This is a genomic window from Mesorhizobium sp. LSJC269B00, from assembly GCF_000502815.1.
Taxonomy (GTDB): Bacteria; Pseudomonadota; Alphaproteobacteria; order Rhizobiales; family Rhizobiaceae; genus Mesorhizobium.
In genome coordinates, this window is sequence record NZ_AYVN01000003.1 from 558560 (window position 1) to 584397 (window position 25838).

Here is a 25838-nt window from a genome sequence, read left to right on the forward strand (position 1 = left end):
GGGCAAGGTTGGGCCGTTCTGCCGTCCGGTGGACGGCAGCTCAACTTGGTTCGGGTTACTGGTGGCGGTCAGGCGTCGAGATTGGTCAGATGGCGGCTGGCGGCCTCACTGATCTGGTTGATCTCCTGTCCCGACAATTTGATGCGGCCGGCCTTCGCGTTTTCCCTGGCTTGCTGCGGGCTGCGCGCGCCGCAGAGTGAGAAGGTGATGCCGGGCTGCTGCAGCGTCCAGGCGATGACCACCTGCGCCTCGCTGGCGCCGTGCGCCTCGGCACTCGGCCTGATCGCTTCCATCAGCGCTGCCACCTTGCGGCGGTTGGCGAGCGAGAAGCGCGGATTGTCCTTGCGCTGGTCGTCGCCGGTAAAGACGCGGTCGGGACCGATCTTGCCCGAGAGCAGACCGAGCGCCAGGGAGGAATAGCTGAGCACCGACACGTTGTTCCCGGCGCAGAAGGGCAACAGGTCTTGTTCCATGTCGCGCGCAACCATGCTGTATTCCTGCTGGACCGCATCGAGCTGGCCGGCCGCGAGATAGGCCTTCACATCGGCGACGCTGACATTGCTGGCGCCGATGGAGCGGATCTTGCCCTGGGTTTTCAGCCGGTCGAGCGCTTCCATCGTTTCAGCGACCGGCGTCGTCGGATCCTGCCAGTGGGTGATGTAGTGGTCGATGTGGTCGGTGCCGAGACGGCGCAGGCTCTGCTCGACTTCGTAGACGACAGAGTCGGCACCGAGATAGCGATGCACGGGCGCGCCGTCATAGTCGAAGAAGTGGTTGCCCTTTTTCGCGTGCCAGATCAGCCCAAGCTTGGTGGCGAGCACGACCTTGTCGCGGCGGCCCTTGATCGCCTTGCCGACGATTTCCTCGGACAGCCCCTTGCCGTAGGCCGGCGCGGTGTCGATCAGCGAAACGCCTTCATCGATCGAGGCGCGGATGGTGTCGATGGATTGCGCCTCGTCGGTGCCGCCCCACATCCAGCCGCCAATGGCCCAGGTGCCAAGGCCGATCGCGGAGGCGGATATTCCCGACGCGCCAATGGTGCGCGTCAACATTTCAGGCGACATTGCGTATGCTCCCCGCATTGCTCAGGACTGCATTGGCCGTCTCTTCGTCCACGACCAGTGATTTGAGATAGTTGCCGCGAAGCGCTGCGCGGATCGGCCAGACCTTTTCGGCGCCGCTAGCGACGCCCATGACCGACCGGCAACGACCGAGCTCCGAAGGCGCCAGCGCCACCAGGCGGTCGTTGGGCGGATAGTCGGCCAGCGTGCCGTCGTCGCGGATCAGATGCGCAAGGAACTCGCCGACTGCGCCGCTGGCGGCGAGTTTTTCGCGGTCGGGATCGAGGCCCGGATGGAGGTCGTAATAGCTCGACCCCGGCGTCTGGATCGAGCCGACGCCGACCAGCGCGATCGCCGCCTTGCGCGCCAGATCAAAGATTTCGCGCACCGAGGCCATGTCCAGCAGGAGATCGCGCTGCTCGCGGCTTTCGGCAAAGAGCGGCGCATGCAAGAGCATGCTGGTGCCGCCGAGGCGTTCGGCCAGCCGCGTCGCCAGATGGTTGACGTCGGTATAGTGCTTGCCCTGGACGCCGCCGGTCAGCGGCACGACGGTGACGTCGAAGGCGCGCTCGGGCTGCAGGTTTTCGACCAGCGCGCTGATCGCCTTGCCGCCGGTAATGGCGATGACGTCGCCGTCGCGCAAAGTCTCGAGCAACTGGTTGGCCGCCGCGCGCCCCACCTGCTGCAGCGTGCTGTCGGGACTGCCGGCCACGGTCGGCGTCACGATCGCGGCTGCCAGTTGCGCGACCTCGATCAGCTGCTTTTCGATGTCGACGAGGCGCTGGAACGGGCTCTCGACCGCGATCCTCAGCATGCCGAGCTTGCGCCCTTGCGCGATCAGCCGATTGACTTTCGACGCCGAAAGGTTGAGCGCCGCCGCAATGTCGTTCTGCTTCATGCCGTCGAGGAAGTGCAGCACCAGAACGGTGTGGATCTGCCGGATCGCCTCGAAATCTTCCCTGCCGTCAGCCATCTCAGCCCCGCCGCTTGTTGAAGTAGTAGTCGGCGGTGACCGCCGTCAGCAGAATGGACCCGCGGATGATGTCCTGCCAATAGACGGACACGTCGAGCAGAGCGAGCGAGCTTGAAACGACGGAGAGCAGGATGGTGCCAAGGATGGCGCCGAGAATGGTGCCGGAGCCGCCGGTGAGGCTGGCGCCGCCGATCACCGCGGCGGCGATGACGTTCAGCTCCATGCCGGCGCCGAAGGTCGGCTGGGCCGAGCCGAAGCGGGCCATGTAGATCACGCCGGCAAAGCCGCACAGCGTCGAGCACAAAGTTGTCGTCAGGAACACGACCTTCTTGGTGCGAATGCCGGAATAGGCGGCCGCCTTCTCATTGCTGCCGGTGTAGAAAACTTTGCGAAACATCGTCGTGCGGCGCAGCATGAAGTCGGAAAGGATGACGAAGACGATGAAGATGATGATGACGACCGGAATGCCGCCAATGGCGCCCTGGCCGATGAATTTGAACTCGGGCGGCAGGGTATAGAGCCCGAGCGGGCGGCCGCCGGTGCCGAGCAGGCAGAGCCCGCGCGCAATCACCATCACGGCCAGAGAGACGATGAAGTGGTGCAATCCCACCCTGGTGACGAAGAAGCCCATAAAGGCGCCGATGCCTGCACAGGCCGCTATTGCAATCAATGATGCCAGCCAGGGGTCGACGCCGCCGAGGAAGAGCAGGCCGGCAATGACCATGGCGAGTGCGGTGACCGAACCGACCGAAAGGTCGATGCCGCCTGAGATCAGAAGGATCGTCATGCCGACGACGACGATGCCTTCGACCGCGAAGGCCATCGCCATCGCCCGCATGTTGTCCCAGGTCAGGAAGTACGGCGATGCGAGCGACATGACCGCAAAGAGCACGGCGATGATGAGGATCAGGCCGGTCTCGCGCATCCTGATCAGGCCGCCAAGCCTTTCACTGAACCCGATGCGGGCCGGCGGCGTCACGCTGTCCATGTTTTCCCCCACGATGCTCATGCGGCGCTCCGTTGCCGGCCGTCATCGGCAAGCGATGCCAGGACCATGATGTTTTCTTCGGTCATTTCCGCGCCGGTGACCTCGCCGGTGATGCGCCCTTCGCGCACGATCAGCACCCGGTCGCAGACGCCGATCAGTTCCGGCAGTTCCGACGAGATGACCACGATGCCGACGCCGTCGCGCGCCAGCTTGCGCAGGATCCGGTGGATTTCGGCCTTGGCGCCGACATCGACGCCGCGCGTCGGCTCGTCGAGGAAGATCACTTTCGGGTCTACCGACAGCATCTTGGCGATCGCCACCTTCTGTTGGTTGCCACCCGACAGCGTCGAAACCGGCTGGCCGACATGGCCGCACTTCAAGGACAGCTGCCTGCCGATCGTCTCCGCCCGCTGCTTCTCGCGGCGATCGTTGATGAGGCCGAAGCGGCTCGAGATCCGATCCACCGCCAGCGCCGAAATGTTGGCGGCGATCGACATATCGAGGAACAGCCCGTCACCCTTGCGGTCCTCGGAGAGGTAGACGATGCCGGCGGCGATGCTGTCGCCATAATGGGTCAGCGACAGCGGCTTGCCATGCAGGCTGACATTGCCGGTCACCTGACCCTCCAGCCGGCAGACACCCCGAACGATCTCGCTGCGACCGGCGCCGATCAGGCCGCCAATGCCGAGGATTTCGCCCTTGCGCAACTGGAAGCTGATGTCGCGGAAGGTGGTTGCTTCCGAGAGCTTGTTAACCTCGAGCAGGATTTCCTCAGCCCGCTCGTCGTCGCGCAGCTTCTCGGGATAGAGGCTGTCGATGACGCGGCCGACCATGGACGCCACCACCTGTTCGGGCGTCGTCGCCGATATGTCGAGCGTGGTGATGTACCGGCCGTCGCGCAGCACCGTGACGCGGTCGCAGTTTTCGAAGATTTCGGCCATGCGGTGCGAGATGTAGATGATGCCGATGCCTACGCCGGCAAGCTGGTGGATGATCTCGAACAGTTTCTTGGCCTCGCGCTCGGTCAGCGCGGCGGTCGGCTCGTCGAAGATGAGGATGCGGCAATCGAGCGTCAGCGCCTTGGCGATCTCGACCAGCTGCTGCTGGGAGATCGACAGGCTGCGCACCATCGCGGTCGGATCGATGTTGCCAAGTCGCGCCAGGATGGCTGTCGCACGTTTCTCGAGGTCGCGGTAATTCATCAGCAGCGCCTTGCTGGCGTTGGTGATCGACATGAAGATGTTTTCGGCCACCGAGACATCGGGGCAGAGCGCGATCTCCTGATGAACGAAGCCGATGCCGAGCTTTTGCGCCGCCAGCGGCGAGGGGATCGAAACGGAGCGGCCATCGATCTGGATGTCGCCGCTGTCGGGCGGCAGTATGCCGTCGATCACCTTCATCAACGTCGACTTGCCGGCGCCGTTCTCGCCGGCAATGGCGTGGATTTCGCCGGCGCGCAGCTCGAACCCGACATCGCGCAACGCACGGACAGGGCCGAACGATTTGCTGAGGCCGGATATTTTGAGGAGGGCCGGTTTTTCCATGGAGGTTCTCGACTGCTCAGGAAGATGGAGGCAACCGCGCCAAGCGGCGCGGCTGCCCAATGGTCGGATCAGCTGGGATCGCGGCCCTGCATGTACTTGTTCAGGTCGAACGAGTCGGCATTCTCCTTGGTGATGACGGCAAAGCCGTTATCGGCGAAGGGGATGCTCATCGGGTTGTGGCCCGACGTCTTGTAGTCGTTGAACGGGTCGATCAGTTCCGGATGCGCCGCCATGAAGGTGGCGACGAAGCCGAGATAACCCTGCATTCCCTGGTTCGGGCTCAGCGCCATGTGGATGTTGCCGGCCTTGATCTGCTCTAGCGTCGCCGGGGTGATGTCGGCATGCATGATCAGCACCTTGGCCTTGGCTTCGAGAACGGCCGCGACCGCGCCTTCGGCCGAACCGGCTTCCGGAATCCAAAGCGCCTTGAGGTTCGGGTTGGCTTGCAGCATCGAGGCAACCGCCTTGTTGGCGACATTGGCGTCCTGGTTAGAGGCCTGGCGTCCGACAAGCTTCATCTTCGGATAGTTCTTGGCGAGGTAATCGATGAAGGCAGTGACGCGAAGGTCGTGGTTGCTCTGGCCAGGGTTCTCCAGCACGCCATATTCCGCGTCGTCGCCGACCTGCTTGACGATCTCCTCGGCGGCGAACTTGGCTTCCGCCAGATTGTCCGAGGTGATGTAGGAGACGCGCTTGGATTTTGGCGAGTCGGCGGCGAAGGTGACGACGGTGGTGCCGTTCTCGATGGCGCGGTTGATCGGCTCGATGAACGGATCGGCCTGCATCGGGTGCAGCAGCACGCCGGCCGGCTTCTTGATCAGATCCTGTTCGAAGGAAGCGATCTGCTTGGCGATGTCATAGTCCGGCGTGCCCGAAAACACTGTCTTGCAGCCCATCGCCGCAGCCGCCTGCTTGAAGCCCTGATAGACCGGCACCCAATAGGGATGCGCGGAGACCATGACGTTCATCACGTAGGTCTCATCCGGCTTGCACTGAAACTTGCTCTCTGCCGACGCTGGCATCGCCAGGGTCAACGTCATCACAGCGGCGCTCAGCGCGCCCACCAGCCCAATCCTGTTCATTCTCTCCTCCGGGTTCCCCGACGATGAAAGCCTCGTCGCATCAGCTTTGCAAGAAATTTCATGAGATGAAATCTCTGGCAAGGTTGAATACGGCGGGATTTGTGGCATGTCAATGATGGCGCACGAAATATCAGTATATGAAATATCTTGCAGGTGGGGTGGGGTGGATGCGAAGTCGGCGTTATCGCCAAGCGGTTGCATCATTAGTGCCCGTGACGAGCGACCTGAACCCAGGACGTCCGATCTCGGCGTCTGGATGATTAGGGGGCCAGCTCTGTTTTCTCATCAGATACAATTCTTGCGTGTTGAAGCAACGCCGGAGTTCTCCTATCGTCGCCGCAATTTTCGGGGGAATTCGACATGCCTTTCCTGATTGCTATTCTCGGCGTGCTGGGAGCCGGGGCGTTCTGGTGGTATCGCATGAAGGCCATGAACGAAGCCGCGCGCGAGGTCGCCGACGTCGTCGGCCGCGTCCAAGGCAACATAAGGCGCAAGAAGCTGCGCAAGCAGGCGGCGCTGTCGCCGCTGACGGCGATCGACGATCCGGTGGTGGCGGCGGCAACGCTGATCACCGCACTGGCAGCGGAGCACGGCCCGATCCTGCCGAAGCGCGAAACAGTCATCCGCGAGGTGATCTCGCAGATTGCGGACAACCAGAAGAAGACCGATGAAGCCGTCATCTACGCCAAATGGGCCGCGGCGCAGATCGACGACACGACGATCGTCATCGACAAGCTGGCGCCCTTCCTGCGCGAGCGCCTCGATCCGCATGAGCGCGAAGATCTGCTGCAGATGCTGGATCGTGTTGCCAAGAGCGGCGAGCAGAGTTTCAAGGTCGCCGACCAACGCATGCTGCGACTGCGGCAGAAGCTGGGGTTTGAGGTCAACTGAGAAACAGCCCGGGCGCATGTCATTCTGGATAGCGAGCGTGGTAGGATCGGCTGCCGCTTACCTTATCGGCTCTACGCCTGCCGGCTATCTGGCGGGGAAACTGCTTAAGGGCATCGATATCCGGGAGCACGGCTCCAAGTCCACCGGTGCGACAAATGTATTGCGCACACTCGGGAAATGGCCAGCATTGGTGGTGCTTCTGGTGGACGTGCTGAAAGGGGCGGCAGCGGTCATCTTTGCCCGTTGGTTTTGTTTCTGGTCTTCCGCAACGCCGCCGTCGGCAATATCTGATATGCCCGTTTGGGCTCCTTGGGTTGTATGCCTGGCCGGACTCGCTGTTTTGCTTGGGCATAGCCGTTCGATCTGGCTGAATTTCACCGGCGGCAAATCGGCTGCGACGGGGTTGGGTGTTTTGTTGGCGATGTCCTGGCCTGTGGGTCTAGGCGCGGCGACGGCATTTGCCGTGGTGTTGGCAGTTTCCCGAATTGTGTCCCTGAGTTCGATGCTGGCGGCGCTCACCGCGATCGCCCTCGTCGGCGGCATGGAACAGCCATTGCCCTACCGGTTGCTGGTCATTGCCGGCGGCATCTACGTGATCGTGCGCCACCGCGCCAACATTGCGCGGCTGATGTCAGGAGCCGAGCCGCGTCTATGACAAAGCGGCACTCATTCCCGGCCTAAATCGCCTCACCCTTGAGCAGCCGTGGTGTGCCGTTGGACAACCCCGATGCCTGGCGGATGAAGAACTCCTTCAGCCTGGGCATCCGTTCGACAAGGCCGAGGCCTATGTCGCGGAGCTGGCGCAGCGGGCCGATGTCGTTGGAAAACAGCCGGTTCAGCACATCTGTGGTGACGCCCATCTGCACCGTGTCGAAGCGGCGCCATTGCTGGTAGCGCTCGAGCACGTCGAGCGCGCCGATATCCTGTCCCAAGCGATCGGCCTCGACCACCACTTCAGCAAGGGCCGCCACATCCTTGAAGCCGAGATTGAGGCCCTGGCCGGCGATCGGGTGGATGCCGTGCGCGGCATCGCCGGCAAGTGCTACGCGCGGGGCGACGAAGGCGCGCGCGATAGTCAGGCCGAGCGGCCAGGCGCGCGGCTTGTCGGTGACGCGGATTTCGCCGAGCTTCAGGCCGAAGCGCAATTCAAGCTCCTGCTCGAAGACGAGGTCGTCGCCCGAGACCAGCTTTTCGGCATCCTCGGAACGTTCGACCCAGACCAGCGACGAACGGTTGGTGCCGTCCTCGGTCGGCTTGAGCGGCAGCGTTGCAAACGGGCCGGCCGGCAGAAAATGCTCTTCGGCGCGGCCATTGTGCGGGCGCTCATGCGCCACCGTGCAGACGATGCCGGACTGGCCATATTCCCATTTCACCGTCTTGATGCCGGCCATGTCGCGCAATTTGGAATTGACGCCGTCGGCGGCGACCAGCAGCCGCGCCTCAATCGCCGCGCCGTCGGCCAGATGCACGGTGATGCCGGCGCCATTGCCGTCGAACGATGCGACCGCGACACCTTCGATGATGTCGATGCCGAGCTTTTGCGCGCGGCGGCGCAAGGCGCCGTTCAGGTCCTTGTTGGCGACCATGTGGGCGAACGGTTCGCCCGGCGCGACCTCGCCATCGAAGGTGAGAAACACCGGACGCACCGGATCGGCGGTGCGCGAATCGGTGACGATCATCTCGGTGATCGCCTGCGATTGCCCGACGATTTCCTGCCAGACGCCGAGCTGGTCGAGCATGCGGCAGGCGGCGGCGGCGATCGCCGAGGCGCGGCGGTCCTTCTGCCAGACGCCGGCGGGGGCAGCATCAACGACCGCCACGGCGAGGCCCGGCCGCGCCTGTTTCAGCGACACGGCGGCGGCGAGGCCGACATAGCCGGCGCCAGCGACCAGCACGTCGAGCGGGTTTTTTGCGTCCGTGTTGCGGTTCGCCATGTCAATTCCTTTCGAAGTCTCGACCATCCCCGCCCACTGGGGCATTCCGGCCTTGACTGCCCGCCATTCCTGTCGGAAACCGCCATAGCATCTTACGGCGAGGTCACGAAGCATGACGGCGGCCATGGACGAGCTTCTCAGCATTCTCGACCTCGAGCAGCTGGAACACAATCTGTACCGTGGTCGCAGCCCCAAGCTCGACTGGCAGCGCGTTTTCGGCGGCCAGACCATTGCCCAGGCGCTGGTCGCCGCGCAGCGCACCGTCGAGCCCGAGCGCCACGTGCATTCGCTGCACGGCTATTTCATGCGGCCCGGCGACACCAAGGTGCCGATCGTCTACGAGGTCGACCGCATCCGCGATGGCGGCTCCTTCACCACGCGGCGCGTGGTGGCGATCCAGCACGGCCAGGCGATCTTTTCGCTGGAAGCCTCGTTCCAGCAGGATGAGGTTGGCCTTGAGCATCAGCTGCCGATGCCGCGCGACGTGCCGCCGCCCGACAGCCTGTTGTCGCAGCGCGAATTGCTGGGCAAGTTCGGCGAGGCGGTGCCGGACGGCATCAAGCGCTATTGGGAGCGTGACCGGCCGATCGAGATGAAGCCGGTGATGCTGAAGCATTACACCAGCCGCGAAAAGCTGGAGCCGCAGCAGAACATCTGGATCCGCACCACCGGCCCGGTGCCGGCCGACCGCGGCATCCAGGCGGCGGTGCTTGCCTACCTCTCCGACATGACGCTGCTCGACACCTCGACCTTTGCGCACGGCCGCGCCATTTTCGACCGCGACATCCAGGCGGCGAGCCTCGACCATGCGATGTGGTTCCATCGCAGCCATCCGCTCGATGACTGGATCCTGTACACGCAGGACAGCCCCTCGACGCAGGGGTCGCGCGGCTTCACCCGCGGCTCGCTGTTTGCCCGCGACGGCACGCTGATCGCCTCGGTTGCCCAAGAAGGCCTGATCCGGCTGAAGCGGCCGCCTGCGGAATAGGCATTTTCGAAAAATTGCCTACTTTTTAATCAGTGACTGTCCGTTGACAGTGCGCACCGTGGCGCCGGGACTCGAGCGATCCGTTTGTTTACAATGAGTTAACACCCTGCTTCGGCAACTGGCACGGAGCTTGAATCCTGTTGGGCACTCTCCGGGCTTTTTGGGATCGGTGAAGGTGTGCAAACGCGGGGGACCGCAACAGCAAAGGGTGAAACCTTATGAAAATCGTGATGGCAATCATCAAGCCGTTCAAGCTCGACGAGGTGCGCGAAGCGCTCACCGCCGTCGGCATCCAGGGCCTGACCGTCACCGAAGTCAAAGGCTACGGGCGTCAGAAGGGACACACGGAAATCTATCGCGGGGCGGAATACGCGGTCAGTTTCCTGCCGAAAATCAAGATCGAAGTCGCGGTTAGCACAGACCTGGTCGACAAGGCCGTCGAAGCCATCACGGCGGCGGCCAAGACCGGCCAGATCGGCGACGGCAAGATCTTCGTCTTCGGCATCGATCAGGCGGTGCGCATCCGTACCGGCGAAACAGACACCGACGCACTTTGAGCGGCGAACACGTATTCCAATGGAGAGTTCAATGAATATACCTTCCACCTTGAAGTCAGTGGCGCGCTCCGCGCTGCTGGGCTCCTTAGCGCTCGGAGCATTGGGCACGGTTGCTGCCTTCGCGCAGGAGGCGGCTCCCGCCGTCGCGGCGGCAGCGCCAGCAGCGCCGGCTTTTACCGTCGACAAGGGCGACACCACGTGGATGATGATTTCCACCGTGCTGGTGCTGTTGATGACCATTCCCGGCCTTGCGCTTTTCTACGGCGGCCTGGTTCGTACCAAGAACATGCTGTCGGTGCTGATGCAGGTCTTCACCATCACCAGCGTGGTCATGATCATCTGGGTCTTCTACGGCTACAGCCTCGCCTTCACCCCGGGCAACGCCTTCGTCGGCGGCCTTTCGAAGATGTTTCTCTCCGGCGTCAACGTATCGACGCTTTCGGAAACCTTCAGCAAGGGCGTCGCCATTCCTGAACTGGTGTTCGTCGTCTTCCAGATGACCTTCGCCTGCATCACGCCCGCCCTGATCGTCGGCGCATTCGCCGAACGCGTCAAATTCTCCGCCTTGATCCTTTTCGTTATCCTATGGGTGACGTTAATCTACTTCCCGATCGCGCACATGGTCTGGTTCTGGGGCGGCCCGAGCGCCTATGCCGACCCGTCCGGCCTGATCTTCAGCTTCGGCGCCATCGACTTCGCCGGCGGCACGGTCGTTCACATCAATGCGGGCATTGCCGGTCTCGTCGGCGCGCTGATGATCGGCAAGCGCATCGGCTACAAGAAGGACATCATGGCGCCGCACTCGATGACGCTGACCATGGTCGGCGCTTCATTGCTGTGGGTCGGCTGGTTCGGCTTCAACGCCGGTTCGAACCTCGAAGCAAACGCCTATGCGGTGCTGGCGATGATCAACACCTTCGTCGCCACGGCGGCGGCGGCAGTGGCCTGGATCGTGCTTGAATCGCTGCTGCGCGGCAAAGCCTCCATGCTCGGCGCTGTTTCGGGCGCGGTCACCGGCCTCGTCGCGATTACGCCGGCTGCAGGTTTTGCCGGCCCGATGGGCGCTATCGTGCTTGGCATCGTCGCCACCTTCGTCTGCTACTTCTTCGTCTCGGTGGTGAAGAACACGTTCGACTATGATGACAGCCTCGATGTCTTCGGCGTCCACTGCGTCGGTGGCATCATCGGTGCGCTCGGCACTGGCATTCTGGTCAATCCCGCCCTCGGCGGCGCCGGCATCGTCGACTATTCGACGGCCGACTTCGCCGCCGGCTATGCCGGCACGGCCACGCAGCTCCTGGCACAGGGCAAAGGCGTCCTGGTAACCCTGCTGTGGTCGGGCATCGGCAGCGCAATCCTCTACAAGGTCGTCGACTTGATCATCGGTCTGCGTCCGACAGCCGACGCCGAGCGCGAAGGCCTCGACCTGACTTCGCATGGCGAAGCGGCCTACCACTCGTAAGCACCGCGGGGCGGCTTCGGCCGCCCCGCATTCTCCCATCCCGTCGTGACGCTCCCGAAAGGAGTTCACGCTTTGAGGCCCGGGTCATTCCGGGCCTCTCTTTTTGGCAACCGTGCTGGCAGGCCTCGGTCCCTGCGCAATCACGTTCTAGTGATGGCCGCCGGCGGGGAGACGTCGACCGGATTGGTTCCGAACTGTTGAGACTGCCTACAGTGGAGTGAGCAAGATCGTGGCTCCGGGTGCGTATAGTTAATGCGGCCTTAACCTTCCCCCCGATAGTCTGACATCCGAATCTGCCGGAGTGCGTCATGCGCCCGGCCAGTCCATGACAGACGGGGAACGAAGCATGCGTTCAGGGGCTTCAGCACCGCTCGCGCTGACCGATACGGGGCACGGCATCCAGGCATTCGCGCGGCGCCAGGTCGGGCGGCTGGTCGGCGCCGGCCTGTTTGCGCTGGTCGCCTTTGGCGTCGCGGCGCTGGCGACCTGGAACGTCGCCGATCCCAGCTTCTCGCACGCCACCGCCAACATCGTCACTAACGCCATGGGTTATGCGGGCGCGGTATTCTCCGACCTCGCCATGCAGTTCTTCGGCCTTGCCGCGGTCGCCGCCCTGATGCCGGCGGTGATCTGGGGCTTTCTCCTGTTTTCGGCGCGCGGCGTCGACAGGCTGCCGAAGCGCGGCCTTGCGTGGTTCGGCTTCGCGCTGCTCGCGGCGGCGATGGCCGGCTGCGTGGTGCCGCCCAAGACGTGGCCGTTGCCGACCGGCCTCGGCGGTGTGTTCGGCGACATGGTGCTCAATATTCCGGGCGTGGTCATTGGCGGCTACCCGACCGGCATCGTTGCCAGCATCATTGCCATGGTGCTCATTGCGCCGGCGGTGTGGCTGTTTGCCTATGGCTCGGCGCTGATTGCGCGCAAGAACGGCTTTGCCGTCATGGAGCGCACCGCGGAGCCCGATCCCCGAGAGGACGACCTGCTCTTCGACGAAGACGAGGACGAGGGCGACGAGGGGATACTGGCGCTCGGCGCCGTTACCCACTGGTGGCTGTCTTTCCGCGCCTGGATGCATCGCCGGGCTGTGCGCCGCCAGCAGGAGCGCGACGAGTTCGAGCCGGAGATGGAGCAGCGCTCCACCGCATGGCGCCGCGCCGCCGAACGGGTCGAATCGGCGGAATTCGCCGAAGCGCGGATGAGCCCGGATGGCCGCGCCCGCGTCGAGCCGGAATTCTTCGCCGCCATGGTCAATGACCGCAGCGTTTCCGTCGATCCGGACGATGACGACGTCCTCGATGCCGGTTTCGACAATGGCGACGAGGAGGTCGAACTCGACGACGAGCCGGTCCAGCGCCGTGCCGCGCCGAACGCCAAGATGCAAAACTTCCGGTCAGATGCGGCGACCCGCGTCGCCGCACCTGCGCCGCGTCCCGCTCCCGGCGCGCGCGTCCAGCGCGAGGCGCAGACCTCGCTGATCGGCTCGGAAACATTCGAAATGCCGTCGCTGCATTTCCTGTCGGAGCCGAAGAACGTGGTGCGCGACGCCAGCCTGTCCAAGGACGCGCTGGAGCAGAATGCGCGCCTGCTCGAAGGCGTTCTGGAGGATTTCGGCGTCAAGGGCGAGATTATCGCGGTACGGCCCGGCCCGGTGGTCACGCTCTATGAGTTGGAGCCGGCGCCCGGCATCAAATCGTCGCGCGTCATCGGCCTGTCCGACGACATCGCCCGCTCGATGAGCGCCATTGCCTGCCGCGTCGCCGTGGTGCCCGGCCGCAACGCCATCGGCATCGAATTGCCGAATGCCAAGCGCGAGACCGTCTATCTCCGGGAGATCCTGGCCAGCCGCGATTTCGAGACGACCAAGTCCAAGCTGGCGCTGGCGCTGGGCAAGACCATCAATGGTGAGGCGGTGATCGTCGACATCGCCAAGATGCCGCATGTGCTGGTCGCCGGCACCACCGGCTCCGGCAAGTCCGTCGCCATCAACACCATGATCCTGTCGCTGCTCTACAAGCTGACGCCGCAGGACTGCCGGCTGATCATGATCGACCCGAAGATGCTGGAACTTTCGGTCTATGACGGCATCCCGCACCTTCTGACGCCGGTGGTCACCGACCCGAAGAAGGCCGTGGTGGCGTTGAAGTGGACGGTGCGCGAGATGGAGGACCGCTACCGCAAGATGTCCAAGGTCGGGGTGCGCAACATCGACGGCTTCAACGCGCGCGTGCAGTTGGCTGAAAAGAAGGGCGAAAAAATCTCGCGCACCGTGCAGACCGGCTTCGACCGCCAGACCGGCGAGGCGATCTACGAGACCGAGAACCTCGATCTTGAGCCGATGCCCTACATCGTCGTCATCATCGACGAGATGGCCGATTTGATGATGGTCGCCGGCAAGGACATCGAAGGCGCGGTGCAGCGCCTGGCACAGATGGCGCGCGCGGCCGGCATCCATGTCATCATGGCGACGCAGCGTCCGTCGGTCGACGTCATCACCGGCACCATCAAGGCCAATTTCCCGACCCGTATCTCCTTTCAGGTGACGTCGAAGATCGACAGCCGCACCATTCTGGGCGAGCAGGGCGCCGAGCAGCTGCTCGGCATGGGCGACATGCTGTACATGGCCGGCGGCGGCCGCATCCAGCGCGTGCACGGCCCGTTCGTCGCCGACGACGAGGTCGAGAAGATCGTCGCCCATCTGAAGCTGCAGGGCGTGCCCGAATATCTCGACGCCATCACCGAGGATGACGGCGAGGACGATGACGAGCCGTCGGGCAAGGGCGGCGCTGGTGGTGGCGGCAACAGCAATTTCGAGGATTCCGACGATCCCTACGACCAGGCGGTCTCGGTCGTGCTGCGCGACGGCAAGGCGTCGACCAGCTATATCCAGCGCCGGCTCGGCATCGGCTACAACCGCGCCGCCTCGATCATCGAGAAGATGGAGAAGGAAGGCATTGTCGGCCCGGCCAACCATGCCGGCAAACGCGAAATCCTGGTGCCGACCGAGGACGACAAGTTTTGATCAGCCGATACGGCCCGGCGGCAACCTTGAACCTTTTGGCGCGTTACAGCGACTGAGCGCTGTCCGGCCCGCCAAACTTAAGTCTAACTGGGGGTCCACGGACTGCAACGAGACACACACCACACGAGAGTGACCGGCATGAAAAACGATCTTTCCGCGATCAGCGATTTCGCTCCAAACCGTCGCCAGTTGCTCGGTCTTGGCCTGATGCTTGCCGGCGCCGCGGCCATCAACGTCGTGCCGGGGTTCCAGCTCCTGGCCTCGGCGCAGGCGGCGGTGCCGCCGACGGCGCAAAAGATCGCCGACCATTTCTCCTCGGTCAAATCGATGAGCGGCGAGTTCGTCCAGTTCGGCCCCAACAACCAGCAGACCGGCGGCAAGTTCTTCCTTGAGCGGCCAGGCAAGATTCGCTTCAACTATGACGGCAAGTCGAATTTCCGGGTGATTTCCGACGGCAAGTCGGTGGTCATCCTCAACAAGCGGCTGAAAACGTCCGATCTCTATCCGTTGTCGAAGACGCCGCTGAAGCTGTTGCTCGACACCAAGATCGACCTCTCGGGGGGCCGCGTGAAATCGATCAAGGAAGAGAGCGACCTCACCACCATCCAGCTTGCCGACAAGTCGGTGTTCGGCAATTCGAAGATCACTATGATGTTCGATCCGAAATCCTATGATCTGCGCCAGTGGACCATCACCGACGCGCAGGGCAAGGACACCACGGTGATGATCTACAACACCAAGGAAGGCGTCAGCTTCCCTGCGGACACCTTTGCCATCGACTATGCGGCGAACCGCGAGCTGAACACCAACCAGCGCTAGATGCGGTGAGGCCGGCCTGCCAATGGCGATCTCCTGCGCTTCCGGTGCTCACGTGGTTTAAGTACGCTCCGCTCCGGTTCTCGGAGACCGCCATTCGACTCGGCCTGACCTGAATCAGAGCCGCCGCCCGCAAAGGCTGGCTTGTGTTTGTGGCGCTAGGCTGGCAGTAGATCGGCGACCTTGTTCGGACCGCCGCATGCCCTTCTCCATCGCCACTTGGAACATCAACTCCGTGCGCCTGCGCATGCCGATCGTCGAGCGGCTGCTGACGGAGCAGGCGCCCGATGTGCTTTGCCTGCAGGAGACGAAGGTTCCCGACGAGCTGTTTCCGGAAAAGGCGTTCCGCAAGGCCGGCTACGAGCACATCGCATTCCATGGCCAGAAGGGCTATCACGGCGTTGCGACGGTGGCGCGGCGGCCGATCGAGATTGTCGAGAAACGGCGCTTCTGCGAGATCGATGACAGCCGGCATCTGTCGGTCAAGGTGCAGGCCGGCGGCAAGGCAATCCTGGTCCACAATTTCTACGTGCCGGCCGGCGGCGACGAGCCCGATCCGGAGATCAACCGCAAGTTCCGCCACAAGCTCGATTTCGTTGCCGAGATGAACGCCATCCGCGCCGCGCATGACGAGGTGTCAGCCTCGATCCTGGTCGGCGACCTCAACATCGCTCCGCAGGAGCACGATGTCTGGTCGCACAAGCAATTGCTCAACGTCGTCAGCCACACGCCGGTCGAGACGCAAAATTTCGACGCGATGCGGATCGCCGGCGACTGGGTCGACCTGATGCGGCTCGACGTGCCGCCAGAGCAGAAGCTCTACACCTGGTGGAGCTATCGCGCGCGGGACTGGGAAGCCTCGAACCGCGGCCGCCGGCTCGACCATGTCTGGTCGTCACCGAACCTGGTGCCGAGCTTTGCCGGCTATGAGATCCTGCGAGAGGCGCGTGGCTGGGAGCGGCCCTCGGACCATGTGCCGGTGATTGCGCGGTTCGACCTGGATTAGGCGGGCCGATATTCAGGTGAGGCCGGCCTGCAAATGGCCGATACCTGCGCTTCCGGTGCGTACTTTGAGTACGCTCTGCTCCGGTTCTCGGTATCAGCCATTTTCGACTCGGCCTGACCTGAATCTCGACACACCCAAGCGTGAGCGCGGTCGCGGGGACCTACCCGCCAAACCTTGGGGCCAACTTCTCGATGCGGGCGATCATGGCCTGAAAATCATCGAGGATTCGCTGGTGCAGTTTCACCGCCACTTCGGGATATTCCTCCAGGATGCGGCGAAACATCTTGCGGCTCAACCTTATCACTTCCGAATCGGTCTCGGCCGAGGCGCTGGTCAGCCGTCTTGAGTCGGCGATCAGCGCCAGTTCGCTGAGGATCGTGCCGGGGCCGGCGGTGCCGATCGGGATGCGGTCGCCGTCATGCTCGCGGTAGAGCACGATGCGGCCACTGACCACGATATAGGCTGAGTCGGCTTCGTCATCCTCGCGGTACAGCTTGCGGTCGGCCTGCAGATGGGTGGCTTCGGCGCCGAAGGCGAGCAGGCGCAGCTGTTCCTGCGTGAAACCCTCAAAGAGCTTCACGGCGGACAGGATGCGGATGTCGTCATCCAGCGCCATCTCTAGCTGCGTCCCCGAACGGTCAGTCCAATCCCTCCCTTAGAGCGCCGCGTGTCCAATGGACGCTCTAACACTTCAATCTGCGCAGCGGGCCGATCCAGGCTCCCCCAGCCGGATCCTCCCCGAAACAGTCCCGCCCCGACCGCCTATCGAACAATGAAAAGTTTAAGGAACCAGCTTGTAGCCGCCGCTTTCTGTCACAAGAATTTCAGCATTGGAAGGATCGCGCTCGATCTTCTGGCGCAGCCGGTAGACGTGCGTTTCCAGCGTGTGCGTGGTGACGCCGGAATTGTAGCCCCACACTTCCTCGAGCAGGACGTCGCGCGTCACCACCTTCTGGTCGGCTCGATAGAGATATTTGATGATCGAGGCTTCCTTCTCGGTCAGCCGCACCTTGCCGCCGCGCTGGTCGATCAGAAGCTTCTGGCTGGGCTTGAACGTGTAGGGCCCGACCGAAAAGGTGGCGTCCTCGCTCTGCTCGTGCTGGCGCAGTTGTGCGCGTATGCGGGCGAGCAGCACGGCGAAGCGGAACGGCTTGGTGACATAGTCGTTGGCGCCGGCCTCGAGGCCCAGAATTGTGTCGGAATCGGTATCGTGGCCGGTCAGCATGATGATCGGCGCCTTGTAGCCACCCTTGCGCAGGATCTTCACCGCCTCGCGGCCATCCATGTCCGGCAGCCCGACATCCATGATGAGCAGGTCGATGAGCCCGCCGCGCGCCGCGGCGACGCCTTTGGCGGCGGTCGCTTCCTGCAAGACGTCGAATTCTTCGTAAAGGGCCAGTTGCTCGACGAGGGTTCCGCGCAGGTCGTCATCGTCGTCAACGATCAGAATGGTACGTGATGTCATGGATCAATCCATTGTTTTGAAAAGAATTTTCAGTTGACCGCCCCCCATTTATGCGGAAGCTGACCGGCGCAACAGTCCGATCACAGTGATTTGTTCCGTGACACGATCATACAAGAAAAAACGCGATCGCAATGCAGCCGGCGCAATTTTGCCGAAAGGGCTGCGTGTGCTGGTGGTTCGGGCGAGGCCGGGCAACCCCAGCCAGGGGATATTGCAGGCCGGCAGCAAGGTGTTTGCCTGTGCGCTCGGACGCGGCGGCATCTCGGCCAACAAGCGCGAAGGCGACGGTGCGACGCCGCTTGGCGAGATGCGGATTTTGTCAGGATATTTTCGGGGCGATCATTTCGCGGCCGGCCGCAAAACCCGGCTGGCGATGGCGCCGATCGGCGCCGATCTCGGCTGGTGCGAGGTGCCGGACGACCGCAACTACAACCGGCCGGTGAAAATCCCCTATGGCGCCAGCCATGAGCGAATGCGGCGCGACGACCGCCTCTATGACGCCTGCCTGGTGCTCGACTGGAACATGGCGCCGCGCCGGCGCGGCCGCGGCAGCGCCATCTTCTTCCATCTGGCGCGCCCAGGCTTCACGCCGACGCAAGGCTGCGTGGCGGTGACGGCGCGGACAATGGCGCGGCTGTTGCCGCTGGTGTCGGACCGGACGGTAGTGAGGGTGGTGAGGTAGGGAGTAGGGAGTAGGGAGTAGGGAGTAGGGAGTAGGGAGTAGGGAGTAGGGAGTAGGATGGTCTCGGCGTCGTTTCAATCCTTCACTACTCACTACTCACTACTCACCATTGCCTAACGCCTTCTCGGCTTCTGCCACCCAGTGTCCAGCAATCCAAGCCGGCCGAGTTCCCGGTCCACGGCCCGCGTCACGTCCTTGCGCTGCGCGCCGACATCGCGCAGTTGGCGATCCGAAAGGTCCTCCACGTCCTGGCGCGGCAGGTTGATGGCGACTTTCGCCTGGCGAAGCCAGTCCGTTACGGCATGCAACCAGTTCGAGCGAGCCGCTGGCGAGTTCAAAACGAAGATGGACATGATGCGCTCCCGTGTTCCGCCGGATATCAAATCCGGCTTGATGGTGTTTCGATGGATGCATCATGCCGCATTGAAATCCATGAGAGAAACGAGTAGTTCTTTTCGGATCGTCAAGTTTTATTTGAGGATACGTTGATGTCCCGTCTGTTGCCCGGAACGCGCGCGCTGAGGACTCTGGAAGCCGCCGCCCGCCACCTCAATTTCACCCGCGCTGCCGACGAGCTCGGGCTGACGCCGGCGGCGGTCAGCCACCAGATCAAGGAAATCGAGGATCAGCTCGGGCTGGTGCTGTTCACGCGAACCAGTCGTACCATCCGGTTGACCGAGGCAGGTACGGTGCTGTTCGAGGCCTCGATCGATGCGCTCGACCTGCTCAACCGGGCGGTGTCGCGGGCGCGCAAGCTGACGCGCGGCACGGCATTGCTGAAGGTAACGCTCGACGCGCAGTTCGCGTCAAAATGGCTGATGCGGCGCGTCGACGATTTTCGCAAACTTCAGCCCAGTATCGAACTGAGGTTCGACATCGGCTACGAAGTGCGCGATTTCGAACTCGACGACGTCGATGTCGGCATCCGGTTCGGGGTCGGCAAGTATCCGGGGCTTCGCGCCCATCGCCTGTTCGACAACATCCTCATTCCGGTGTGCAGCCCGAGCCTGCTGACCTCCGGCCCGCCGCTGCGCGAACCGCGCGACCTCTTCAACCACACGCTTGCCCATATCGAATGGTCGCGCCAAGGCGTGACATGGCCGAACTGGCGCATGTGGATGGCCGCGGCCGGCATCAACGATTTCGACGACAGCCGGACTATCGTGTTTGGAACCTCTACCGATGCCGTGCAGGCGGCGCTCGACGGCAACGCCGTGGCGCTCGCCGAGTTCGCCATGGTGGCAAACGACCTTTCCCAGGGAAGGCTGGTGCAGCCCTTTGAACTCGGTCTGCGCGTGGGGCCGGAGTTCGGCTACTTCCTGGTCTATCCCGAGAGCACTGCCAACGATCCGCGCATTATCGCTTTCCGCGAATGGATCCTCGACGAAGTCGCCAGGACGCAGACCTGACGACTTCTGCAGGCCTCAGCCGGCGACCGGCGCCCCGAACCAGCCGATCACCGCGCCGATGAGCAACAGCACGCCGAGCCAGTGGCCGCCGTCGATGAGGGTCAGGTCCCAGCCGAAATTCTCATAGCGATGGTTGGCCGTCAGCGTCGTGGCGACGAATCCCAGCCAGAGGACGAAGCCGAAGACCAGCCCTGCTACAAGGACCGGCTCGCCGCCCGTCATCGCGCCGACGACCAAGGCCAAGACCAGCGCCATGATCAGCTCGGCGATGAAGGAGATGATGAAGGGCAATATCGATTTCTTTGACGTTGACGGATCGATCCTGGCCGCCCTCATCCAAGGCTTGCTGAGGGCCGTGTACCAGACCGCGCCAAACAGCCACGCCGCGATGGCCGCGACAACCACCGCCAGCCAGTTCACCACTGAAAAATCCATAAAGTCCTCCCCTCAAGCAAGCCGCCCAAAGCCTGACGGTTCTGGGATAACGACATGCGTATTCTTCAAATCAATGCGCGATGGAACGCCTGTTCGGCAATGCCGTCAAGCGAAGCGCCACACCGTGGTGCGCTTCACCAGGGCGTCCTCCAGCGCCCGCGTCACCGCCACTTCGTAGACTGCGAGCGGCTTCAGTCCCGCCTTCGGCATGTAGGAGCGGCCCGGATCGCCGACGAGGATGTCGGCGCCGCGCGCCTTCAGTGTCGAAAACCACGGCATCAGCGTGTCGGCGAAGGATTTGTCGTAGAAGACGTCGCCGGCCAGCACCACGTCCCAGCCGGCGTCGGTGCCGATGCAGTCCGTGCCGCAAAAGTCGATGGCAACGCCATTGGCCTTTGCGTTGAGGCGGATCGCCGTTTCGCAGAACGGGTCGATGTCGGCGGCGATCACGTGCGCCGCACCCGCCTTGCCGGCGGCGATGGCGACAAGGCCGGAGCCGGAGGCGAAGTCGAGCACGCGTTTGCCCCGCACATCCGACGGATTGTCCAGCACGTGACGGGCAAGGCCCTGACCGCCGGCCCAGGCAAAGGCCCAAAACGGCGGCGGCAGGCCGATTTCGATCAGCTCGTTCTCCGTGCGCTGCCAGAGGTCATGCGCTTCGTCGGCAAGATTGAGCACAATCTCCGGCACATGCGGCGGCGACATAAGCGCCGTGTTGTCGAGAATGAACCTTTTCGCGCTGTTCGGCGTGAGGGCCGTCACGGAGCCGGCGTCAGGCCGCCCATGCGGCAGACTTCCTTCCATTCGGCCGGCGTCACCGGCTGTACGGAAAGCCGTCCAAGCCGCACCAGCGCCATCTCGGCGAGTTTCGGATTGGCCTTGACCTGTTCCAGCGTCGGCGGGTTCGGCACATCCTTGAAGGCTCGGATGTCGACGCATTCCCAGCGCGGATCGTCGGTGGTGCTGTCGGGATGGGCAAGCCCGCAGACTTCGGCAATGCCGACGACGTTCAGCCCTTCATTGGAGTGATAGAAGAAGCCGAGATCGCCGATCTGCATCGCCTTCATGTTGTTGCGCGCTGCATAGTTGCGCACGCCGTCCCACTGCGTGCCGGCCTTGCCCTTGGCCTTCAGCGCCTCGAAGGAGAAGACCGAAGGTTCGGATTTGAACAGCCAGTAGTTCATGTCTTTGCTCCAACTACTATTTTTTGCGCAATTCCGGACGGAAAACCGTTCCACACTTTTCCTGGGATCGCTCTAGGCGCCGTCGGAACTAACTAGCCGCCGGCTTGTTGAAGGTCCAGTTCCACTGGCGGATTTCGACACTTTCGAACAGCCCGGCCTTGGCATAGGGGTCGGCAGCCGACAGCGCCTGCGCACCCGCGAGGTCGGGCGCTTCCACGACGACGAGGCTGCCATTGGGCTTGCCCTCGGCGTCGAGGAACGGGCCGGCAAAGGCCAGTTTGTTGTCGGCGTTCAGGCGTTCGAGAAAGGCGACGTGGACCGGCCGCGTATCGACCCGCACCTGCAGGCTGCCCGGCTTGTCCTTGCAAATCAACGCAAACAGCATGTGAAACTCCGGTTTGTTTGGGGATCAGAGGTCGGTTTCGGTTTTCAGGGGTCGCGTCATCAGCGCGGACACAGCCTGCCGAATGGTGATCGTGCCGTCCAGTATCGCCGACACCGCAGCGATGATCGGCGCGTCGATGTGGCGCTCGGTGGCGATGCGGGCGGCGATCGCCGCCGTCGGCACGCCTTCGGCGAGCGGCAGTCCGGACAAGGGCTTACCTTGCCCCAGCGCCAGCCCATAGGCGAAATTGCGCGACTGGGCCGAAGAGCAGGTGAGCAAAAGGTCGCCGAGGCCGGAAAGCCCCATCAGCGTCTCCGGCTTGGCGCCGAAGGACGCGCCGATGCGGCGCAGTTCGACGAAGCCGCGTGTCACCATGGCGGCCTGCGCGCTGGCGCCGAGCCCAGCGCCGGTGACGGCGCCAGCGGCAATGGCGAACACATTCTTCAAAGCACCGCCGATCTCGACGCCGATCAAATCGTCGCTGGAATAGCAGCGCAGATTCTGCGCCGAAAAGCGCGCGGCAAGCTCGGCCGCCAAGGCGTCGTCGGGGGCAGCAACCACGACAGCGGTCGGCAGACCCCTGGCCACATCGGCGGCAAAGCTCGGACCGGACAAGGCCGAAACCGGAGTTTCGGGCAGGATCTCACCAACGATCGCCGACAGCAGCGCGCCGGTGTCGCGCTCGATGCCTTTGGCGCAGAGAACCAGCGGGATGCCTTTCGGCATATGGGGCTTTGCCGTCGTCAGCATGGCGCGCAGCGCCTGCGCCGGCGCCACGGCCAGCGCGCAATCGGCATCGGTCAGGGCCGTGCCGATATCGCTCGTCGCCGCAATGCCTGTTTCAATGGCGATGCCGGGGAGATAACGCGGGTTCTCGCCGCGGCGGATCGCGGAAACAGTCTCTTCGTCGCGGGCGTAGAGCCGGACATCGTGACCGGCGCGCAGCATCGCCAGCGCCAGCGCCGTGCCCCAGGCGCCGCCGCCGAGCACGGCGACGCGCCAGCCGGTTCTGTCCCTGCCGCTTGTGTTGCCGGCGCTCATGCTTTTGCTCCGCGCCGGCCGGAGCCGACCATCGGGGCCGAAATGCTGTCCAGCGGCCAGCGCGAACGCGGCACGAAATCGAAGCCGTTCTCTTGAGACAGGCCTGCCCGCAACCGCTCGATGCCGGCCCAGGCGATCATCGCCGCGTTGTCGGTGCACAGTTTGAGCGGCGGCGCGACAAAGGCGAAGCCGGCCTCGGCGCACTGCTTCTGCAGCGTCGCCTTGATCGCTCTGTTGGCGGCGACGCCACCGGCAACGACCAGCGCCGGCTCGGCCTTGTCCGGAAATTCGTCGCGGAAGCGGGCCAGCGCGCGGGCCACGCGGTCGCCAAGTGCGTCGGCTACCGCCGCCTGGAACGAGGCGCAGATGTCGGCGACATCCTGCTCGCTTAGCGGCTGGATGGCGGTCGCCGCCTGGCGCACGGCGGTCTTGAGGCCGGAGAAGGAGAAATCGGGCTGCGCCGAGCCCCTCATCGGCCGCGGAAAGGCAAAGCGCGTCGCATCGCCCGACATTGCCGCCTTTTCGACGTTCGGGCCGCCGGGATAGGGCAGGCCGAGCATTTTGGCCGTCTTGTCGAAAGCTTCGCCGAGCGCGTCGTCGATGGTCGTCGCCCAGCGCTGGTAGTCGCCAACGCCGCGCACGGCGACGATCTGGGTGTGGCCGCCGGAAACCAGCAGCAGCAAATAGGGAAAGTCGAGCCCGTCGGTCAGCCTTGCGGTCAGTGCGTGGCCTTCGAGATGGTTGATGGCGATCAGCGGCTTGCCGGCGGCCGCTGCAATCGCCTTGGCCGTCATCAGGCCGACGATCAGCCCGCCGACCAGGCCGGGGCCCGCAGTGGCGGCAATGGCGTCGATGTCGGCCAGGGCTACGCCCGAATCCGCAAGAGCGGCCTCGACAATGCCGTCCAGCGCCTCGACATGGGCACGCGCGGCGATCTCCGGCACGACGCCGCCGAAGGCGGCGTGCTCCTCGATCTGGCTGAGCACGATGTTGGACGCAATCACCGGCACGGAATCGCCGTCCAGCGTCACCACGCTGGCGGCGGTCTCGTCGCAACTCGTCTCAATGCCCAGAACGCGGATCAATTCGTCGCTGTCTCCAGAGATTGTGTCGCCGGACTTTCCTAGTTAGTAGAGGCGGGCCTCGTTAGGGAGAGCGCCGGAAACGCAAAGCCAGCCGGGGGTTATCACGGACCGCGCGCCATGCAAACTTTGAAAATAGGAACACGCGGCAGCCCGCTGGCGCTCGCCCAGGCGCATGAGACGCAGGCGCGGCTGATGGAAGCGCATGGCATGCCGGCGGAAGCCTTCGAGGTCGTCGTCATTTCGACCAGCGGCGACCGCATCCAGGACCGGCCGCTGTCGGAAGCCGGCGGCAAGGGCCTGTTCACCAAGGAAATCGAAGAGGCGCTGCTGGCCGGCACGATCGATATCGCCGTGCATTCCTCCAAGGATATGCCGACAGTGCTGCCGGACGGGCTGGAGCTGTCCGCCTTCCTGCCGCGCGAGGATGCGCGGGACGCCTTCATCGGCAAGGCGGTGAAGCGCATTGTTGATTTGCCGCAAGGCGCCAAGGTGGGGTCGTCTTCGCTCAGGCGCCAGGCGCTGATCCGGCGCATGCGACCGGACCTAGACGTGGTCATGTTCCGCGGCAATGTGCAGACCAGGCTGCGCAAGCTGGAGGAAGGCGTCGCCGAAGGCACGATCCTCGCTTATGCCGGGCTGAAGCGGCTCGGGCTCGGCCATGTCGTCACCGATCTGATGCCGCTCGATGCTTTTCCGCCGGCGCCGGGACAAGGCGCAATCGGCATCGAAACCCGCATCGGCGACAGCGAGGTCGAAAAGATGCTGGTGGCCATCCATGATGTGTCGACAGGCCAGGCGCTGGCCTGTGAGCGCGCCTTCCTGGCGGCGCTCGATGGCTCCTGCCGCACGCCGATCGCCGGCTATGCGACGATATCGGGCGGCAGGCTGGTTTTCGCCGGGCTGATCATTTCGCCCGATGGCACGCAATCGCATGAGGTCAAGGCCGAAGGCTTGGCGCTGGATGCCGCTGACATCGGCACGGACGCGGCCAGGATGGTGCGGGTCAAAGCGGGCGAAACCTTCTTCGACGGCTGGGTCTGATATGCGTGTCCTGGTGACGCGGCCGCAACCTGGGGCGTCGCGAACCATGCGGCGGCTGCAGGAATTGGGATTTGAGCCGCTCCTTCTGCCGCTGACCGAAACGGTGACACTGCGGGTTGGCGCCGATGCTGCGAGCGACAATGCCGTGGCCGTCGCTGTGACCAGCGCAAATGCGGTGCGGCATGCGCCGAAAGAACTCATTCGTGCGCTCGCCGCCTTGCCTTGCCATGCCGTCGGACGCAGGACGGCTGAAGCGGCACGTTCGACAGGGTTCTTGTCGGTCAGCGAAGGGGCGGGCGACGCCGAGCGGCTGGCCGAGGCGATTGCTGCCGGCCTTTCCGGCAAGGCGGTCGTCTATCTCACAGGGCGCGTGCGGTTTCCGGCATTCGAGGCGCGGCTGCGAAAGGCCGGCGTCGAGGTCCGCACCGTCGAAACCTACGACACGATTTCGCTCGATTATTCCGATGCTGAAATCCGTACACGCCTGTCCGATCAGGCGGTCGACGCGGTGCTGCTCTATTCAGCCAAGGCGGCGGCAGCGTTGCAGGCCTTGGCCAGCCGGGCGGAACTGCGCGATCTCTTTGAAAACATGCAGGCTTTTGCGCTCTCCGAGCGCGTGGCAGCGGCGTTTGACAATGCCGCCGGCAAAAAAATACGCATTGCGCGGGAACCGCAGGAGGAGGCGCTGCTTGAGCTGTTGCACCGCGGCGACTGAGCCCCGTGTCATCACGCCGCCCCTTTTCACCTGATGATGATGTGCTAGACCATTTTTCAAACCATCACGCGCCGTCGG

The 25838-nt window shown here is 63.7% G+C and carries 27 protein-coding genes; 12 read left to right on the top strand and 15 right to left on the bottom strand.

Going from position 1 to position 25838, the window contains the following annotated elements; all coding sequences use genetic code 11:
* Positions 1–68: 68 nt before the first annotated feature.
* The 5 genes from X771_RS154125 to X771_RS154105 all read right to left on the bottom strand — a co-directional run bounded on the left by X771_RS154125 (position 69) and on the right by X771_RS154105 (position 5606).
* Positions 69–1064: an aldo/keto reductase gene (locus X771_RS154125; RefSeq protein WP_023687720.1), complete on the bottom strand. Its 996-nt coding sequence runs from the start codon at positions 1062–1064 to the stop codon at positions 69–71.
* Entirely contained in the window at positions 1054–2034 is a 981-nt protein-coding gene (locus X771_RS154120) for a sugar-binding transcriptional regulator (protein WP_023687721.1), read from the bottom strand. Before X771_RS154120 ends, X771_RS154125 begins: the two co-directional genes overlap by 11 nt.
* Position 2035: 1 nt before the next feature.
* Positions 2036–3022: an ABC transporter permease gene (locus tag X771_RS154115; protein ID WP_023687722.1), complete on the bottom strand. Its 987-nt coding sequence runs from the start codon at positions 3020–3022 to the stop codon at positions 2036–2038.
* A 17-nt stretch (positions 3023–3039) separates the two neighbouring features.
* Positions 3040–4566 carry a sugar ABC transporter ATP-binding protein gene (locus X771_RS154110; RefSeq protein ID WP_023687723.1) on the bottom strand — a complete coding sequence of 509 codons (1527 nt, stop codon included), beginning with the start codon at positions 4564–4566 and terminating at the stop codon, positions 3040–3042.
* Between the two features lie 68 nt (positions 4567–4634).
* Positions 4635–5606, bottom strand: coding sequence for a substrate-binding domain-containing protein (locus X771_RS154105; RefSeq protein ID WP_050587426.1), 972 nt, complete (start codon positions 5604–5606; stop codon positions 4635–4637).
* Positions 5607–6008: 402 nt separating this feature from the next.
* Between X771_RS154105 and X771_RS154100 the strand changes: the two genes are divergently transcribed.
* Both X771_RS154100 and plsY read left to right on the top strand, forming a co-directional pair.
* Positions 6009–6539, top strand: coding sequence for a hypothetical protein (locus X771_RS154100; protein WP_023687725.1), 531 nt, complete (start codon positions 6009–6011; stop codon positions 6537–6539).
* A gap of 16 nt (positions 6540–6555) precedes the next feature.
* Complete coding sequence (gene plsY, locus X771_RS154095) at positions 6556–7194, top strand: glycerol-3-phosphate 1-O-acyltransferase PlsY (RefSeq protein WP_023670502.1); 639 nt, start codon at positions 6556–6558, stop codon at positions 7192–7194.
* 22 nt (positions 7195–7216) lie between these two features.
* Here the strand turns inward: plsY and X771_RS154090 are convergent, their stop codons facing one another.
* Entirely contained in the window at positions 7217–8473 is a 1257-nt protein-coding gene (locus tag X771_RS154090; RefSeq protein WP_023687726.1) for a ubiquinone biosynthesis hydroxylase, read from the bottom strand.
* A gap of 112 nt (positions 8474–8585) precedes the next feature.
* Here X771_RS154090 and tesB point away from each other — a divergent pair, with 112 nt between their 5' ends.
* The 6 genes from tesB (at position 8586) to xth (ending at position 16318) form a co-directional block, all read left to right on the top strand.
* Positions 8586–9461 (top strand): acyl-CoA thioesterase II, encoded by an 876-nt coding sequence (gene tesB / locus X771_RS154085; RefSeq protein WP_023687727.1) that lies wholly within the window; start codon positions 8586–8588, stop codon positions 9459–9461.
* A gap of 218 nt (positions 9462–9679) precedes the next feature.
* Entirely contained in the window at positions 9680–10018 is a 339-nt protein-coding gene (locus tag X771_RS154080) for a P-II family nitrogen regulator (protein WP_023670499.1), read from the top strand.
* Positions 10019–10049: 31 nt separating this feature from the next.
* Positions 10050–11480 (top strand): ammonium transporter, encoded by a 1431-nt coding sequence (locus tag X771_RS154075; RefSeq protein WP_023670498.1) that lies wholly within the window; start codon positions 10050–10052, stop codon positions 11478–11480.
* Positions 11481–11826: 346 nt separating this feature from the next.
* On the top strand, positions 11827–14496 hold the full coding sequence (locus X771_RS154070; protein WP_023687728.1) for a DNA translocase FtsK: 2670 nt from the start codon (positions 11827–11829) through the stop codon (positions 14494–14496).
* 138 nt (positions 14497–14634) lie between these two features.
* Positions 14635–15315: an outer membrane lipoprotein carrier protein LolA gene (locus tag X771_RS154065; RefSeq protein ID WP_023670496.1), complete on the top strand. Its 681-nt coding sequence runs from the start codon at positions 14635–14637 to the stop codon at positions 15313–15315.
* A 196-nt stretch (positions 15316–15511) separates the two neighbouring features.
* Positions 15512–16318: an exodeoxyribonuclease III gene (gene xth, locus X771_RS154060; RefSeq protein WP_023670495.1), complete on the top strand. Its 807-nt coding sequence runs from the start codon at positions 15512–15514 to the stop codon at positions 16316–16318.
* 160 nt (positions 16319–16478) lie between these two features.
* Here xth and X771_RS154055 read toward each other — a convergent pair whose 3' ends face one another.
* Together X771_RS154055 and X771_RS154050 are read right to left on the bottom strand one after the other, a co-directional pair.
* Positions 16479–16934 (bottom strand): cyclic nucleotide-binding domain-containing protein, encoded by a 456-nt coding sequence (locus X771_RS154055; protein ID WP_023670494.1) that lies wholly within the window; start codon positions 16932–16934, stop codon positions 16479–16481.
* Positions 16935–17099: 165 nt separating this feature from the next.
* Positions 17100–17783: a response regulator transcription factor gene (locus X771_RS154050; RefSeq protein WP_023670493.1), complete on the bottom strand. Its 684-nt coding sequence runs from the start codon at positions 17781–17783 to the stop codon at positions 17100–17102.
* A 145-nt stretch (positions 17784–17928) separates the two neighbouring features.
* On the opposite strand from X771_RS154050, the gene X771_RS154045 reads away from it, so the two are divergent.
* Positions 17929–18465 carry a L,D-transpeptidase gene (locus tag X771_RS154045; protein ID WP_196813612.1) on the top strand — a complete coding sequence of 179 codons (537 nt, stop codon included), beginning with the start codon at positions 17929–17931 and terminating at the stop codon, positions 18463–18465.
* 113 nt (positions 18466–18578) lie between these two features.
* Here X771_RS154045 and X771_RS154040 read toward each other — a convergent pair whose 3' ends face one another.
* Positions 18579–18818: a hypothetical protein gene (locus X771_RS154040; RefSeq protein ID WP_023670491.1), complete on the bottom strand. Its 240-nt coding sequence runs from the start codon at positions 18816–18818 to the stop codon at positions 18579–18581.
* A 135-nt stretch (positions 18819–18953) separates the two neighbouring features.
* On the opposite strand from X771_RS154040, the gene gcvA reads away from it, so the two are divergent.
* The gene (gene gcvA / locus X771_RS154035) at positions 18954–19874 is read left to right on the top strand and encodes a transcriptional regulator GcvA (protein WP_023683901.1); all 921 of its coding nucleotides are present in this window, start codon (positions 18954–18956) and stop codon (positions 19872–19874) included.
* Between the two features lie 15 nt (positions 19875–19889).
* Here gcvA and X771_RS154030 read toward each other — a convergent pair whose 3' ends face one another.
* The 6 genes from X771_RS154030 to tsaD form a co-directional block, all read right to left on the bottom strand.
* A complete protein-coding gene (locus tag X771_RS154030) occupies positions 19890–20309 on the bottom strand; it encodes a DUF1761 domain-containing protein (protein ID WP_023687730.1) in 420 nt (139 codons plus the stop codon).
* Between the two features lie 105 nt (positions 20310–20414).
* The gene (locus X771_RS154025) at positions 20415–21113 is read right to left on the bottom strand and encodes a methyltransferase (protein ID WP_198025822.1); all 699 of its coding nucleotides are present in this window, start codon (positions 21111–21113) and stop codon (positions 20415–20417) included.
* On the bottom strand, positions 21068–21493 hold the full coding sequence (locus X771_RS154020) for an EVE domain-containing protein (protein WP_023683904.1): 426 nt from the start codon (positions 21491–21493) through the stop codon (positions 21068–21070). Before X771_RS154020 ends, X771_RS154025 begins: the two co-directional genes overlap by 46 nt.
* A gap of 88 nt (positions 21494–21581) precedes the next feature.
* Positions 21582–21878, bottom strand: a complete 297-nt coding sequence (locus X771_RS154015; protein WP_023687732.1) for a YciI-like protein — start codon at positions 21876–21878, stop codon at positions 21582–21584.
* A gap of 24 nt (positions 21879–21902) precedes the next feature.
* Positions 21903–22919, bottom strand: a complete 1017-nt coding sequence (locus tag X771_RS154010; protein ID WP_023687733.1) for an NAD(P)H-dependent glycerol-3-phosphate dehydrogenase — start codon at positions 22917–22919, stop codon at positions 21903–21905.
* On the bottom strand, positions 22916–24001 hold the full coding sequence (gene tsaD / locus X771_RS154005) for a tRNA (adenosine(37)-N6)-threonylcarbamoyltransferase complex transferase subunit TsaD (RefSeq protein ID WP_196813717.1): 1086 nt from the start codon (positions 23999–24001) through the stop codon (positions 22916–22918). The genes X771_RS154010 and tsaD overlap by 4 nt, the downstream gene beginning before the upstream one ends.
* Before the next feature lie 120 nt (positions 24002–24121).
* Between tsaD and hemC the strand changes: the two genes are divergently transcribed.
* Together hemC and X771_RS153995 are read left to right on the top strand one after the other, a co-directional pair.
* Positions 24122–25045 (top strand): hydroxymethylbilane synthase, encoded by a 924-nt coding sequence (gene hemC / locus X771_RS154000; RefSeq protein WP_023687735.1) that lies wholly within the window; start codon positions 24122–24124, stop codon positions 25043–25045.
* 1 nt (position 25046) lies between these two features.
* Positions 25047–25760: a uroporphyrinogen-III synthase gene (locus X771_RS153995; RefSeq protein ID WP_023687736.1), complete on the top strand. Its 714-nt coding sequence runs from the start codon at positions 25047–25049 to the stop codon at positions 25758–25760.
* The last annotated feature ends 78 nt before the right edge of the window (positions 25761–25838 follow it).